General features: G+C 64.4%; 15 protein-coding genes. 6 read left to right on the top strand and 9 right to left on the bottom strand.

Annotated features, from left to right (window positions below; all coding sequences use genetic code 11):
• The first annotated feature begins 40 nt into the window (after nucleotides 1–40).
• The 3 genes from FJ979_RS01160 to FJ979_RS01150 all read left to right on the top strand — a co-directional run bounded on the left by FJ979_RS01160 (nucleotide 41) and on the right by FJ979_RS01150 (nucleotide 2391).
• Nucleotides 41–181 carry a capsid protein gene (locus tag FJ979_RS01160; protein WP_140495676.1) on the top strand — a complete coding sequence of 47 codons (141 nt, stop codon included), beginning with the start codon at nucleotides 41–43 and terminating at the stop codon, nucleotides 179–181.
• Nucleotides 182–230: 49 nt separating this feature from the next.
• Nucleotides 231–1610, top strand: coding sequence for an aspartate aminotransferase family protein (locus FJ979_RS01155; RefSeq protein WP_140517262.1), 1380 nt, complete (start codon nucleotides 231–233; stop codon nucleotides 1608–1610).
• Between the two features lie 136 nt (nucleotides 1611–1746).
• On the top strand, nucleotides 1747–2391 hold the full coding sequence (locus FJ979_RS01150; protein WP_140579804.1) for a cytochrome c oxidase assembly factor Coa1 family protein: 645 nt from the start codon (nucleotides 1747–1749) through the stop codon (nucleotides 2389–2391).
• Between the two features lie 271 nt (nucleotides 2392–2662).
• On the opposite strand, the gene mmsB is transcribed toward FJ979_RS01150, so the two are convergent.
• On the bottom strand, nucleotides 2663–3547 hold the full coding sequence (gene mmsB / locus FJ979_RS01145) for a 3-hydroxyisobutyrate dehydrogenase (protein WP_140579803.1): 885 nt from the start codon (nucleotides 3545–3547) through the stop codon (nucleotides 2663–2665).
• 26 nt (nucleotides 3548–3573) lie between these two features.
• Complete coding sequence (locus FJ979_RS01140; RefSeq protein WP_140579802.1) at nucleotides 3574–4740, bottom strand: isobutyryl-CoA dehydrogenase; 1167 nt, start codon at nucleotides 4738–4740, stop codon at nucleotides 3574–3576.
• Between the two features lie 136 nt (nucleotides 4741–4876).
• On the opposite strand from FJ979_RS01140, the gene FJ979_RS01135 reads away from it, so the two are divergent.
• Nucleotides 4877–5491, top strand: a complete 615-nt coding sequence (locus FJ979_RS01135; RefSeq protein ID WP_140517255.1) for a dimethylsulfonioproprionate lyase family protein — start codon at nucleotides 4877–4879, stop codon at nucleotides 5489–5491.
• Nucleotides 5492–5494: 3 nt separating this feature from the next.
• A complete protein-coding gene (locus FJ979_RS01130) occupies nucleotides 5495–6970 on the top strand; it encodes a cobyric acid synthase (RefSeq protein ID WP_140579801.1) in 1476 nt (491 codons plus the stop codon).
• Here FJ979_RS01130 and FJ979_RS01125 read toward each other — a convergent pair whose 3' ends face one another.
• The 4 genes from FJ979_RS01125 to FJ979_RS01110 form a co-directional block, all read right to left on the bottom strand.
• Nucleotides 6971–7393, bottom strand: coding sequence for a VOC family protein (locus tag FJ979_RS01125; RefSeq protein WP_140579800.1), 423 nt, complete (start codon nucleotides 7391–7393; stop codon nucleotides 6971–6973).
• Nucleotides 7394–7478: 85 nt separating this feature from the next.
• Complete coding sequence (locus FJ979_RS01120; RefSeq protein ID WP_140579799.1) at nucleotides 7479–8318, bottom strand: AraC family transcriptional regulator; 840 nt, start codon at nucleotides 8316–8318, stop codon at nucleotides 7479–7481.
• A gap of 82 nt (nucleotides 8319–8400) precedes the next feature.
• Complete coding sequence (locus tag FJ979_RS01115) at nucleotides 8401–8571, bottom strand: hypothetical protein (RefSeq protein WP_140517247.1); 171 nt, start codon at nucleotides 8569–8571, stop codon at nucleotides 8401–8403.
• 56 nt (nucleotides 8572–8627) lie between these two features.
• Nucleotides 8628–9413, bottom strand: coding sequence for a TSUP family transporter (locus tag FJ979_RS01110; protein ID WP_140517245.1), 786 nt, complete (start codon nucleotides 9411–9413; stop codon nucleotides 8628–8630).
• Nucleotides 9414–9598: 185 nt separating this feature from the next.
• On the opposite strand from FJ979_RS01110, the gene FJ979_RS01105 reads away from it, so the two are divergent.
• Nucleotides 9599–10030 carry a TerB family tellurite resistance protein gene (locus FJ979_RS01105; protein WP_140495687.1) on the top strand — a complete coding sequence of 144 codons (432 nt, stop codon included), beginning with the start codon at nucleotides 9599–9601 and terminating at the stop codon, nucleotides 10028–10030.
• A gap of 95 nt (nucleotides 10031–10125) precedes the next feature.
• Here FJ979_RS01105 and FJ979_RS01100 read toward each other — a convergent pair whose 3' ends face one another.
• From FJ979_RS01100 to FJ979_RS01090, 3 genes are read right to left on the bottom strand one after another with little or no spacing between them, the layout of a single operon-like run.
• Nucleotides 10126–11748, bottom strand: a complete 1623-nt coding sequence (locus tag FJ979_RS01100; RefSeq protein WP_140579798.1) for a dipeptide ABC transporter ATP-binding protein — start codon at nucleotides 11746–11748, stop codon at nucleotides 10126–10128.
• On the bottom strand, nucleotides 11745–12614 hold the full coding sequence (locus FJ979_RS01095; protein WP_140579797.1) for an ABC transporter permease: 870 nt from the start codon (nucleotides 12612–12614) through the stop codon (nucleotides 11745–11747). Before FJ979_RS01095 ends, FJ979_RS01100 begins: the two co-directional genes overlap by 4 nt.
• A complete protein-coding gene (locus FJ979_RS01090) occupies nucleotides 12611–13558 on the bottom strand; it encodes an ABC transporter permease (protein WP_140579796.1) in 948 nt (315 codons plus the stop codon). The genes FJ979_RS01095 and FJ979_RS01090 overlap by 4 nt, the downstream gene beginning before the upstream one ends.
• Between the last annotated feature and the right edge of the window lie 7 nt (nucleotides 13559–13565).

The raw sequence follows: 13565 nt of genomic DNA, 5'->3' as shown, positions 1-13565 counted from the left end.
GGTGGTTCACCTCGAACCTTCTTTGCTCTAAGGTGCCTTCATGGCTCCCGTGGTGACATTGGCCGGCCTTTTCGGGGTTCGGGCATTTGGGGGCGCGGTGACGCCGTCGCTGCGCACGTTGCGCGCCGAGCTTTTGCGGCTTTGCGCCCGCATAGGCTATTCGCCACCCGCTATCCTCTGAAGAATCCGCCCCGGCGCAGCCGGATTGGTTCCAGAGGAAGATCAGATCCATGACCTATCAAAATTATTCGCTGAAGCAGCTTCAGCAGATCGATGCCGCGCATCATCTGCACCCGTTCACCGACCATAGGGAACTGCGCGAGGCCGGATCGCGCATCATCACCCACGCCAACGGTCCCTTCATCTACGATTCCGAAGGGAACGAACTTCTCGACGGCATGGCGGGGCTGTGGTGCGTCAATATCGGCTATGGCCGCGACGAGCTCGCGGAGGCAGCCTATGCGCAGATGAAGGAGCTGCCTTACTACAATTCCTTCTTTAAATGCTCGACACCGACGCCTGTGCTTCTGTCGAAGAAGCTGGCGGAGATCGCGCCGAAGACCATCAACCAGGTGTTCTATGGTTCTTCCGGTTCGGAAGCCAACGACACCGCGCTCAGGCTCGTGCGCCACTATTGGGTGCTCGAAGGCAAGCCGCAGAAGAACCGCGTCATCTCGCGCAAGATGGCCTATCACGGCTCGACCATCGCCGGCACGTCGCTCGGCGGCATGGACGCCATGCACAAGCAGCTCAACGGAGAGGTGCCCAACATCGTCCATGTGATGACGCCGTACGCCTATGAGCTGTCGCTGCCGGGCGAGAGCGATCATGATTTCGGCCTGCGCGCGGCAAAGGCGGTCGAGGACGCCATCCTCGAAGCCGGCGCCGACAAGGTCGCCGCCTTCATTGGCGAGCCGGTGATGGGAGCCGGCGGCGTGAAGATCCCCCCGGCAAGCTATTGGCCCGAGATACAGCGCATCTGCCGCAAATACGATGTGCTGCTGATGCTGGACGAGGTCATCACCGGCTATGGCCGCACGGGCGAATGGTTTGCCGCGCAGACGCTTGGCATCGAGGCCGACACCATCACCACCGCCAAGGCGCTGACGTCGGGCTACCAGCCGCTGTCGGCGCTGCTGGTCGGCGATCGCATTGCCTCGACGCTGATCGAGAAGGGCGGCGAGTTCAATCACGGTTATACCTATTCCGGCCACCCCGTGGCTTGCGCCGTGGCGCTAAAGAACCTGGAGATCATGGAGCGGGAGGGTCTGGTCGACCGCGTTAGGACCGACACCGGGCCCTATTTCGCCAAGGCGCTGCAAGAGCGCCTCGCCGGGCACGAGCTGGTCGGCGAGGTGCGTTCGATCGGGCTGATGGGTGCGATTGAGATCGTCAAGGACAAGGCGACCAAGGAGCGGTTCCTGCCGGCTGGAAGTGCCGCGGTGACCGTGCGCGACCATGCGATCGCCAACGGCATGATGCTGCGCGCCACCGGCGACACGATGATCCTGTCGCCGCCGCTGATCTGGACCCGCGACACGATCGATATGGCCTGCGAGCGTATCGGCAAGGCGCTCGACCTGGCGCAAGCGGATCTGCGCAAACGGTAAAAGAAATGGCCGGGCGTTCGTGATCGAGACGCCCGGCCGTCGGTGACCCAATGCCGGCCCCAGACAGACTGAGGGTTCCGGTCGCCGGCGCTATCGGTTACAACCCGCCAAGGCAGTTTTGCCGACGGGGAACGCGATGGCCGGACAACCGCTCAACCAGCCCGCCGAAATCCCGGCTGAGCTCGATCGCTGGAATTGGGGCGCCTTCTTCCTCAACTGGATCTGGGGCATCGGCAACTCCACCTTCATCGCCCTGCTGGCGCTGATCCCGATCGTCAACATCGTCATGATCTTCGTGCTCGGCGCGCGCGGCAGCCGCTGGGCATGGCGGAACCGGGTGTGGCGCGATGCCGAGCAGTTCCGCAGAACGCAGCGCAACTGGGCGATCGCCGGTCTTGCCGTCTGGGTGCTTAGTATCGGGGGCTGCGCGACGATGGTCGGCGGCATCCCTTTCATGATCAAAGGCAGTGACGCCTATCACATGACCATGGAGGTCGTTCGCGCCGATACCCGGGTGAAAGCCGCTATCGGCGACGACGTGACCGCCAATTTCTGGGTCGGCGGCCATCTCAACGTCAACGCAGATGGGACGGGTGACGCGCAGTTCAGCATTCCCATCCACGGCGCTAAGGGAAAGGGCACGGTGTTTTCGCATCTTGTTCGCAATGCAGGCACGTGGAGCACGCACCTGCTCGTGGTCCGGGTCGAGGGCGCCAATGCGCCGATCGTGCTGACCAATGAAGATCACGTGCCGATCCCGAACGCGGCAATCGGAATATGAGGGATGTCGGATCCTGGAACGCAAAAACCGCGCCCCACCGGGAACGCGGCTTTGCCAGATACGCTTGGCGTTTCGCTACGCAAACACTTGGCGAAACTTACGGGCTCCGGTACGCGAGACCTGATCCGGAGCGCCGGGCGGACGCGATATCCGCCTCGCAGTCCGTTTTATAGGGACATCGTTACCGCGGAGTTATCGAGAGCTTAAGCAAACCTAAATTTTGCGGTTCTCCGGCGAGGCGTACGAAAGAAAAACGAGCTTTATCAATTGCTTATTGATTGGCGCCGCGCAGAAAATTTATGATCCCGGAAAAATCGGCGCCGGCATTCCCTTGCGCGTTGAACAGGCCGTAGAGCTGTGTCGCTTCGGCGCCAAGCGGTGTCACCGCGCCCGCGGCTTGTGCGGCTTCCTGCGACAGCTTCAAATCCTTCAGCATGAGCGCGGCGGCGAAGCCGGGCTTGTAGTCGCGGTTGGCGGGCGAGGTCGGCACCGGGCCGGGCACCGGGCAATAGGTGGTCAGCGACCAGCACTGGCCTGAAGAGGTCGAGGCAACGTCGAACAGGGCCTGGTGCGCCAGGCCGAGCTTTTCGGCCAGCACGAAGGCCTCGGCGACGCCGATCATCGAAATGCCGAGAATCATGTTGTTGCAGATCTTGGCCGCCTGGCCGGCGCCGTCGCCGCCGCAATGGACGATGCGCCCGGCCATGGGCTTCAGGATCGGCTCGGCGGCGGCGAAGGCGTCGTCCGAGCCGCCGGCCATGAAAGTCAGCGTGCCGGCGGCGGCACCGCCGATGCCGCCCGAGACCGGCGCATCAACCGACAGCAGGCCGTGCTTTGCGGCGATGGCATGCGCCTTGCGCGCCGATTCGACGTCGATGGTCGAGGAATCGATGAAAAGCGCGCCCTTCTTTGCCTTGGACGCGATCTCTTCGTAGACCGACAGGACATGCTTGCCGGCGGGCAGCATGGTAATGACAACATCCGCATCTTTCACTGCGGTCAAGGCATTGGCCATGATCGTAACGCCATGTTCTTTGGCGACGGTGAGGTTTTCGGACATTAGGTCGTAGCCGTGCACGGCATACCCCGCTTTGACCAGGTTCGCCGCCATTGGATTGCCCATATTCCCAAGGCCGATGAAGGCGATTGTGGTCATTGTGTCTCTCCCGGAGTTTGCACGCTTCAGCGACCGATCAACGCGCGGGCGATGATGACGCGCATGATCTCGTTGGTGCCTTCGAGGATCTGATGCACACGCAGGTCGCGCACCAGTTTCTCGATGCCGTAATCGTGCAGGTAACCGTAGCCGCCGAGCAGCTGCAGCGCATCGTTGGCGACGTTGAAACCGGTGTCGGTGACGAAGCGCTTGGCCATTGCCGACCATTTCGAGGCATCCGGTGCCTTGCGGTCGAGCTTGGAAGCGGCGGCATAAAGAAAGATGCGCGCCGCCTGCAACTCGGTTTCCATATCGGCCAGCCGGAACTGCAGCGCCTGGAACTGGTTGATCCTGGAGCCGAATGCCTTGCGCTCGGCCGTGTAGGACAGCGCCTTGTCGAGCGCCGACTGGGCCCCGCCAACCGAACAGGCGGCAATGTTCAGCCGGCCGCCATCGAGCCCGGCCATGGCGATGCCGAAGCCGGCGCCTTCGCCTGACAAAAGGTTTTCGGCCGGCACCTTGCAATCCTCGAAAATGACCTGGCGGGTCGACTGCATATGCCAGCCCATCTTGTGCTCATTGGCGCCGAAGGAGAGGCCTGGCGCATCTTTCGGCACGACGATGGTGGAAATGCCTTTCGGTCCCTCGGCGCCGGTGCGCACCATGACGGCATAGACATCGCTGTCGCCGGCGCCGGAGATGAACTGCTTGGCGCCGTTCAGCACGTAGTCGCCGCCGCTCTTCACCGCCCGCGTCTTCAATGCGGCGGCGTCGGAGCCGGAACCCGGCTCGGTCAGGCAATAGCTCGCCAGCCACTCCATGGAGGTCAGCTTCGGCAGGAAGCGCCGGCGCTGGGCGTCGTTGCCGAAACGGTCAATCATCGAGGCCACCATATTGTGGATCGAGATGAAGGAAGAAAAGGCCGGGTCGGCGTGGGACAGCGCTTCGAAGATCAGCACGGCGTCGAGCCGGCCGAGCGCGGAGCCGCCGACATCGTCCCTGACATAGATGCCGCCGAGGCCCAGCGGGCCAGTCTCGCGGATCACGTCGGCGGGGAAATGCTTGTTGCGGTCCCAGTCTAGCGCATTCGGCGCGACGCGATCGGCGGCGAAGGCCTGAGCCATCTCCTGGATGGCGCGCTGGTCCTCGTTGAGTTCGAACTGACTGGTGCTCGCATCGACCGCGGCGTCCATGGCGTGCTCCCTATATGCTGGCTCGCTGGCCTGTCGTTTTTGGCTTTGCGCGCGCACCAATCTAGACCAATGATGCCGCCGCGCAACCCGAGCCGCCGCGGAGCGGCTGTGCGTCAATGCATGTCCGGAGCAAGATGTGACGACAAAATTCGATGAGCTGCTAGAGCGGTTCCACGCCTATCTCGCTTCCGTGGATGACTTCCTGGTGCAGGATGCGGTGGCGCGCATAGGGTGGGATATGCCCGCCCGCGAGCTTGAACCGCACCCACTCGGCTGCCTGCGCCATCTCGATCGCGCCGCCGAATTGACGCCGGCGCGGACCAAGCAGCTGGTGCAATTTCTGGCGCAGGAGCGCGGCGAATTGCGCTGGGGCCAGACCTACGGCGAGTCGGATTTCGGCAAGGCGTTCATCGACAATTATGGCTGGCTCGAAGTATTCGGCACCCGCGGCCACTTCGCCAACGACGAGGTCGCCGCCGGCGTGCTAATCCTTGGGCCTGATATCGTCTATCCCGACCACCATCATGTCGCCGAGGAGATCTATATCCCGCTGACCGGCGGCACCGAGTGGCGCATGGGCGAGGACAGCTTTCACAAGCGAGAGGCCGGCGAGGTCATCCACCACGCTTCTAAGGTCAATCACGCCATGCGCACCGGCAAGGAGCCGTTGCTGGCGCTCTATATCTGGCGCGGCGGGCCGCTGGCGCAGAAATCCACGATCACCGGGACCGCGACGCAGGGCAGGGGCTGAGCCATGGCTAAAGCCATTATGCTGCAAGGCACGGGTTCGGATGTCGGCAAGACCGTGCTGGTCGCCGGGCTGTGCCGCGCCGCAAAAAAGCGTGGGCTGAAGGTGCGTCCGTTCAAGCCGCAGAACATGTCGAACAATGCCGCTGTCGCCGATATTCCCGGCGACAACAGGGCTGGCGGCGGCGAGATCGGCCGCGCGCAATGGCTGCAGGCGATCGCCTGCGGCGTGCCGCCATCGGTTCACATGAACCCCGTGCTGCTCAAGCCGCAGACCGATGTCGGTGCGCAGGTCATCGTGCAAGGCAAGGTGTTCGGCGAGGCGCGGGCGCGCGACTACCAGGCGCTGAAGGGCCGGCTGATGGACGCGGTGCTGGACTCCTGGGGCAAGGTCGGCGAGGGCGCCGATCTCGTCATCGTCGAGGGCGCGGGCTCACCGGCCGAGATCAATCTCAGAAGCCGCGACATCGCCAATATGGGCTTTGCGACGCGTGCCGATGTGCCTGTCGTGCTGGTCGGCGACATCGACCGCGGCGGCGTCATCGCCTCGGTCGCGGGCACGCATCTGATCCTGCCGCAGGAAGACCGGCGCATGATCGTCGGCTATCTCATCAACAAGTTCCGTGGCGACGTGTCGCTGTTCGACGACGGCATCAACGCGATCGAAGCGTTCACCGGCTGGCGCTGCTTCGGCGTCGTGCCGTGGCTGAAGGCCGCTGCCCGGCTGCCCTCGGAGGATTCGGTGGTGCTGGAGCGGCTTGCCTCCGGGGAGGCGCGTGCGCTGAAGGTGGCGGTGCCGATGCTTGGCCGCATCGCCAATTTCGACGATCTCGACCCGCTCAAGGCCGAGCCGCAGGTGGAAGTGGTGTTCGTGCCGCCTGGAAAGCCGTTGCCGCAGGATGCGGGACTGGTGGTCATTCCCGGCTCGAAGTCGACGATCGGGGATCTGCTGAAATTTCGCGAAAATGGCTGGGACCGTGATCTTCTCGCCCATCGCAGGCGCGGCGGCCATGTCGTCGGCATTTGCGGCGGCTTCCAGATGCTTGGCCGCATCGTGCGCGATCCCGACGGCATCGAGGGCAGCGTCACCGAAGCGGAAGGGCTTGGCCTGCTCGACATCGAAACAGTGATGGAACCGGAAAAGACGGTGCGCAACGTCAGCGCCCGCTCGGTGCCGTTCGATCTGCCGCTCGAAGGCTACGAGATCCATCTCGGCCGCACCACCGGCCCGGACATGCTGCGGCCGTCGGCGATCATCAATGGCGCCGAGGACGGTGCGGTCTCGGCGGATGGCAAGGTGGTCGGAACCTACATGCACGGCCTGTTTGGCGCCGACGCCTTTCGAGGGAGGTTCCTCGAAAGCCTCGGCGTCAAGGGCGGCGGCATCGACTATCGCGCCGAGGTCGAGAGGGCTCTCGACGAGGTCGCGGCCCAGTTGGAGAGCCAACTCGACTGCGACGCGATCTTTTCGCTGGCGCGGTAGCTAGTTGGCCATTTCGCCTGCCTTCGGCCAATAGGTGCCGAAGGACCAGACATTGCCCTCCGGGTCGCGGCAGATGAACTCGCGACTGCCATAGTCGCGGTCAGTCAATTCCTGGAGGATCGTGGCGCCTGCCTTCTTCGCTTTGGCGTAGGCGGCGTCTGCGTCGTTCACGGCGATGTAGATCGACTTGCCGCCGCCTGTGCCGGGTTCGCCGACCATCTTGCCGTAGTCATCGTCGCGCGCGCTGCCGAGCATGATCATCGAGGAGCCGAAGACCAGTTCGGCGTGATGCACGACATCGCCTTCGCCGTAGCGGGCACGGATGCTGAAGCCGAAGGCTTCGCAGAGCCAGTCAATCATTTTTGCCGCGTTCCTGTAACGCAAGGCGGGGTAGAGGCGAGGGGCTTCAGGTGATGCGGGCATGGCAACCTCCTTCATTCAGGCTGGTCGATGAACCCAGTCTGAGCGACAGCCGTTCCGGCGTCTTGAAAAAATGTTACCCGAGGCTTCAGGCCTGTGCCGGAACCGAGAGCGCGGTCGGTGTCTCGCCGGCAAGGACGCGGAACTCACGCACCAGATGCGCCTGGTCGGCATAGCCGCAATCGGCCGCGATGTCGGCCCAATCGCCAGCTTGCTGCCTCGACAGGCCAAGCGCGCGGTTGAAGCGGACGATGCGCGACAGCGTTTTCGGGCCGATGCCGGTCGCGTCCGCGAATTTCCCCGCCAGATGCTTGCGGCTCCAGCCCAGCCTGTCGGCCAGCGAGGAGACGCGCACGCGGCCGCCGGAGGCGAGGATCCTGTCATAGGCCCAGGCAACCCCGGCCTGCGTTTCCGGCGCATCGGCCAGCCGGGCGGCGACGAACATCTCGACAAGGGCAAAACGTTTGCTCCAGTCCGCCGCGTTGCCAAGCCGCTCGCGCAAGGCGACGCCTTCGATGCCGAGCACATCGTCCAGGCTGACCATGCGGTCGGTCAACCCGCTCATCGGCTGGCCAAAGAATCGGCGTGCGCCAAGCGGGGTGAAATTGACCTGGACGCAGCAGGCGCCGCCGAAGGATTCGATCATCACGGGTCCGGCATAGAGGCCGGCGGCGAAACTGGCGAAGCGATCATTGTCGCCGGGCGGCTTGCCAAGGCCGATGGCGAAAGGTTCGGCGAAGCTGATGACCAGAGGCACGGTAAGGGAGGCATATTCGACATTGCGGTAATGGCCGGGCGCCGTTTCGCGATAACCGCAAATGTCTGACACAATGCCCGCGAGGGCAGGGCTGGGAAGGCGCCGCCGCATCTCGAACCGCCCGGGGACTGACCGGTCCTGTTCCTGCTGGCATGGCATCTCGATTGGCATCGACAGGACTCTAGCAGAGCCCGGACCCGAATCAAAAGCGCCCGGCTCGGCCGGGCGCTCCGAATTGCCTGAGATTTGAATGTCAGGCGCCGCGCATCAGGCAGCCGCCGGCAAGCACGAGGTAAGCAATGAGCACGATCCACACCGATGCGAGTGGGATGAACGAAAGAAGGCCGAGGGCGGCGAGAATGCCGATGAGGGCGATGACAAGGGAGATGATGAAAACAATCTCGGTAGGTGCGCTGAGATTCATTTGCGGGTCCTCTCCTCGACATGATTCGAACAGCGGCATTCCATCAGGCGCGCGGGTCACACACCAATCAGGACGCGCAGCGGGTTCGCCGGGTCGGCCAGGAGCTTCGCCGCCAGAGCGACGCAGACGATGACAAGCAGCGGCTTGATCAGCCTGGCGCCGATGCGCATGGCCAGGCTGGCGCCGAGGCGGGCGCCGAGGAACTGGGCGACGCCCATCATCAGGCCGATCTTCCAGGAGATGACACCGACCGCGGCGAAGACGACGAAGCCGCCGATGTTGGAGGCGAAGTTGAGCAGCTTGGTGTGGGCCGTCGCCTTGAGTACGCCGTAGCCGGCAAGCGCGACGAAGGCCAGCATGTAGAAGGAGCCGGCACCCGGCCCGAACAGGCCGTCGTAAAAGCCGATGGCCGGCACCAGCGTTATCCCGAACAGGAAGGGCGTCATACGTTCGGCGCGGTCAACGTCGGTCATGTTGGGCTTCAGGGCGAAATAGAGCGCGATGGCGATCAGCACCAGCGGCAGAAGCGCCCGCAGCAGATCGCCGGGCACGACCGTTGCCAGCAAGGCGCCGACGGCACCGCCGGCAAGCGCCAGCAGCGCAGAAGGCAGTTGCCGGCGAAGGTCGACATGGCCTTTCGCGGCATAGTGGATGGTCGCAGATCCCGAGCCGAACATGCCCTGCAGCTTGTTGGTTCCCAGCGCCTCGACCGGCGAGAAGCCGGCCAGCAGCAGTGCGGGAATAGTGATCAGCCCACCGCCGCCGGCAATCGAGTCGACAAAGCCCGCGGCAAAACCGGCGAAGGCGAGCATGGCGACGGATTCTAAGGTGAAGTCGATCATCAGGGAGAAATCAAGCCAGAGATGCTCCGGCTTCGATCACGAACACCCCGTTTGCGCAAGACCGATTTCACGCTACTTCTATCCAAGCGCGTCGCGCCTGGATTTCGCGTTGTGCTGTCATTATCCCAAAACCGCTGCGCTTTTTTGGGCTACATGGATTAGAGGAATCGGCAAAGGGGCTCCCGATGGCATTCGAACTGCTCGACCAGATACGCTCGATCTTCGATGGCGACCCCGGGGTGCGCAAGGTGGCGGACGACCCCGTGTTGTCGGCGGAACTTCTGATGCTGTTCCGCATGATCCTGGCTGACGGAACGGTCAGCGAGAGCGAGATGGTTGCCTTCCGGCGCATCTGCAAGGATGCCTTCGGCATTCCGGAAACCAGCATCGACGCCGTCATCGAATATCTCAACGAATTCGGCTACGAAACCAATGGCTCACAGGCCATCGCGCTGTTCCGCGACCTCGATGTCGAGCGGCGCAAGCAACTGGCGCAGCATATGGCCGAGATCGCCAAGGCGGACGCGCAATTGGCCGAGACCGAGGTGCGCCTGCTGCGCCGCACGCTCGACCTGCTCGACATCAGCCCGGTCGACGTGGTGAAATCTGAGCAGTAGGTTGATGGGATCCCAGCCGGGCCGGCTGTCTACGGCAGCCTCCGGCATTTGCGGCCTTTCACTCACACGGCGGATTCGCTTCGCGAACCGATCGCTCACCCCTGCTCCTGCATACGGCGTGCAATTGCCCTGTGCAGGTCCGGCGCTGCGGCGACAAGCGCCTTGGCCGCCTCGGATTGCGGGTGATCCAGCACCTCGCTCGTCCGGCCACGCTCGACGATCTGGCCGTCATGCATGACCAGCACTTCGTCCGTTATGGCGCGGGCGACGGTGAGGTCGTGGGTGATGAAGAGATAGGCGATGCCGAGTTTCTGGTTGAGCTCGGCGAACAGGTCGAGGATCTGAGCGCGGATCGAAACATCGAGCGCCGAAACCGGCTCGTCGGCGACGACCAGTTTTGGGCGGGTGATGATGGCGCGGGCGATCGACAGGCGCTGGCGCTGGCCGCCGGAAAATTCGTGCGGATACTTTTCCATGTCGTGCTGGTCGAGGCCGACCTCGTGCAGCGCCTGCGCCACCATCTCGCGGCGCTCGGCGCGCCCCGGTTTCCTGTCCAGCACGTGCAGCGGCTCGGCGACCAGTTTCTCGACCTTCTGGCGCGGATCGAACGAGCCATAGGGGTCCTGGAACACCACCTGCATGTCGCGCCGCGCCGGCTTCAGGTCCGCCTCGCTCTTGCCGGTGAGGGGCTCGCCGCGAAAGCGGATGGTCCCCGAACTCGGCCGGTCCAGCGCCAGGATCATGCGCGCCAAGGTGGACTTGCCGCAGCCGGAGCGGCCGACCAGCGCCACCGATTGGCCCGGCGCCATCGACAGCGACACGCCGTCGACGGCGCGGATATCAGGCGCGCGCCGGAACAGCGAGGTGCGCCGGCCTGGATAGTCGCGCGTCACGCCCTCCACCTCGAGCAAGGGCCGGGCTGCCGAGGCGCCATGCGGCCGGGCGCGGGCCGGCACGTGCATCGAGGCCAGCGCCAACTGGCGGGTATAGGGGTGGAGCTGTTCAGAGAGCGTGCGGGCCGTATCGCCGGCTTCCATGACTTCGCCCCGACGAAGAATGGTGATGCGATCCGCCATCTCGGTGACCACGGCGAGGTCATGCGAGATCAGGAGCAGGCCCATGCCGCTCTCCGCGACAAGGTCGCGCAAGAGGGTGAGGATTTGCGCCTGCAGCACCACGTCGAGCGCCGTGGTCGGCTCGTCGGCGATCAGCAGCTTCGGCTTCAGCGCGCAGGCCATGGCAATGACGACGCGCTGGCGCTGGCCGCCGGACAGTTCGTGCGGATAGCGCGACAGCGGGAATTTTGCCGACGGCAAGCCAACCCGGTCGAGCGTTTTTCGCGCCCGCTCTTCCGCCTCGGCACGTGTTGCCTTGGCATGCCAGCGTATGCCTTCGGCGACCTGCTCGCCGATGGTCTTGAGCGGGTTCAGCGCGGTCATCGGTTCCTGGAACACCATGCCGATATCGTCACCGCGCAGGGCGCACATCTGATCCTCGCTTGCCGCAAGGATGTCGATACCGTCGAAGGTGACGCGCCCGCTGGCACGCGCGGCATATGGCAAGAGCCGCATGACGCTCAGAGCCGTCATCGATTTGCCGGAGCCGGATTCGCCGACCAGCCCCATTACCTCGCCGGGCGCGATGGAGAACTCGATGCTCCGGAGGATCGGCGTGTCGCCGATCGCCAGCGACAGATTGTCGATTTCCAGAAGGCTCATCGTTGCCGCCGCGATTTCGGATCGAGGATGTCGGCGATGCCGTCGCCCAAAAGGTTCAGCCCAAGCACGGTGATCACGATCGCCATGCCGGGAAAGATCGCCATCCAGGGCGCCACCACCATGCGGGTCTGGGCGTCGAACAGCATGCGGCCCCAGCTCGGCATCGGCGGTTGGGCGCCAAGGCCCAGATAGGAAAGCCCGGCCTCGGCCAATATGCCGAGCGCGAACTGGATAGTGCCTTGCACCAGGAGCAAGGTGGCGATGTTGGGCAGCACATGTTCGATGGTGATCAGCGCCTTGCCCTTGCCCGCGGCGCGGGCGGCGAGGATGAATTCGCGCGGCCAGATCGCCAAGGCGCCGGCGCGGGCGACGCGAGCAAAGACAGGGATGTTGAAGATGCCGATGGCGATGATGGCATTAACGGCGCCGGGGCCGAAGATGGCGGTGATCATGATGGCCGACAAAAGCGCAGGGAAGGCGAAGACCAGATCGTTGACGCGCATCAGCGCCTCGTCGACGAGGCCGCCGCGCGCCGCGGCGAAAGCACCGAGCGGCACGCCGATGCCCATGCCGATGCCGACCGCGACCAGCGCTACCGCGATCGAATTGCGGGCGCCGACCATGATCATCGACAGGATGTCGCGGCCGAAATGGTCGGTGCCGAACCAGTGCGCCCAGGACGGCGCCAGCGTCTTGTCGGATATCACCAGCCGGGTCACGTCATAGGGCGTCCAGAGATAGGAGAGGATCGCCACCGCCGCCACGAACAATGTGACGACGAAGCCGGCAAGAAACGAGCGGTTGCCGAACGCCTTGACGAGGATGCCGCCCAGCGTCTCTTCGGGGATGTCCGGATGCAACATCATTGCCGGCTTCGGAGGCGCGGATCGACGACGGCATAAGAGAGGTCGACGACGAGGTTGACGGCGATGACCGCGGCGACCAGCAGCATGACGACGCTTTCCACGACGATCAGGTCGCGCTGGGTGATCGCCTGGAACACCAGCCGGCCGAGGCCGGGCAGGTAGAAGACGTTCTCGATGATGATGGTGCCGGCGAGCAGGAAGGCGAATTGCAGGCCCAGAATGGTCAGCACCGGGATCATGGCGTTGCGCAGTGCGTGCCGCCACAGGACCGCGCGATAGGGCAGGCCCTTGGCGCGGGCGGTGCGGATATAGTCCTCGTTCAGCACCTCGATCAGTGCCGAACGGGTGACGCGTGCCAGGATCGCGGCCTGCGGCAATGCGAGCGCCACAGCCGGCAGCAGCAGTGATTTCAGCGCCGGCCAGGCACCGGCCCCCCAACCGGGAAAGCCGCCGGCCGGAACCAGCCGCAGCCAGACCGCGAAGAGATAGATCAGCATCAGCGCGAACCAGAAATTGGGAATGGCGACGCCGAGCTGCGCGGCGCCCATCGCCGTCGTGTCACCCATCCGCCCGCGATGGTTCGCTGAAAACAGGCCGACCGGGATGGCGATGAGGGTGGATAGGGCGAGCGCGATCAGCGCCAGCGGCAGCGAGACGACGAGACGCTCGCGCACGAGGTCGATGACCGGCACCGAATAGGTGTAGGAGCGGCCGAAATCCAGGCAGAGCAGGCCGCCGGCCCAGTGCAGGTAGCGCCAGGGCAGGGGCGCGTCGAGGCCCATCTGGTTGCGCAGCAGCTCAACCTGGTCGGCGCTGGCATTCATGCCCAGCATCAGCCGCGCCGGGTCGCCGGGCAGGATCTCCAGCACCGCGAAGACGACCATGGAGGCCAGCGCCAACGTGGCGGCGGCGATCGCGAGACGCCTGAGGAGGTAGGCGGTCATCGCTTGA

Origin of the sequence: Mesorhizobium sp. B1-1-6, from assembly GCF_006443035.1 — a bacterium.
In the GTDB taxonomy this organism is placed as follows: domain Bacteria; phylum Pseudomonadota; class Alphaproteobacteria; order Rhizobiales; family Rhizobiaceae; genus Mesorhizobium.
This window is presented reverse-complemented; position numbering and strand designations above follow the sequence as displayed.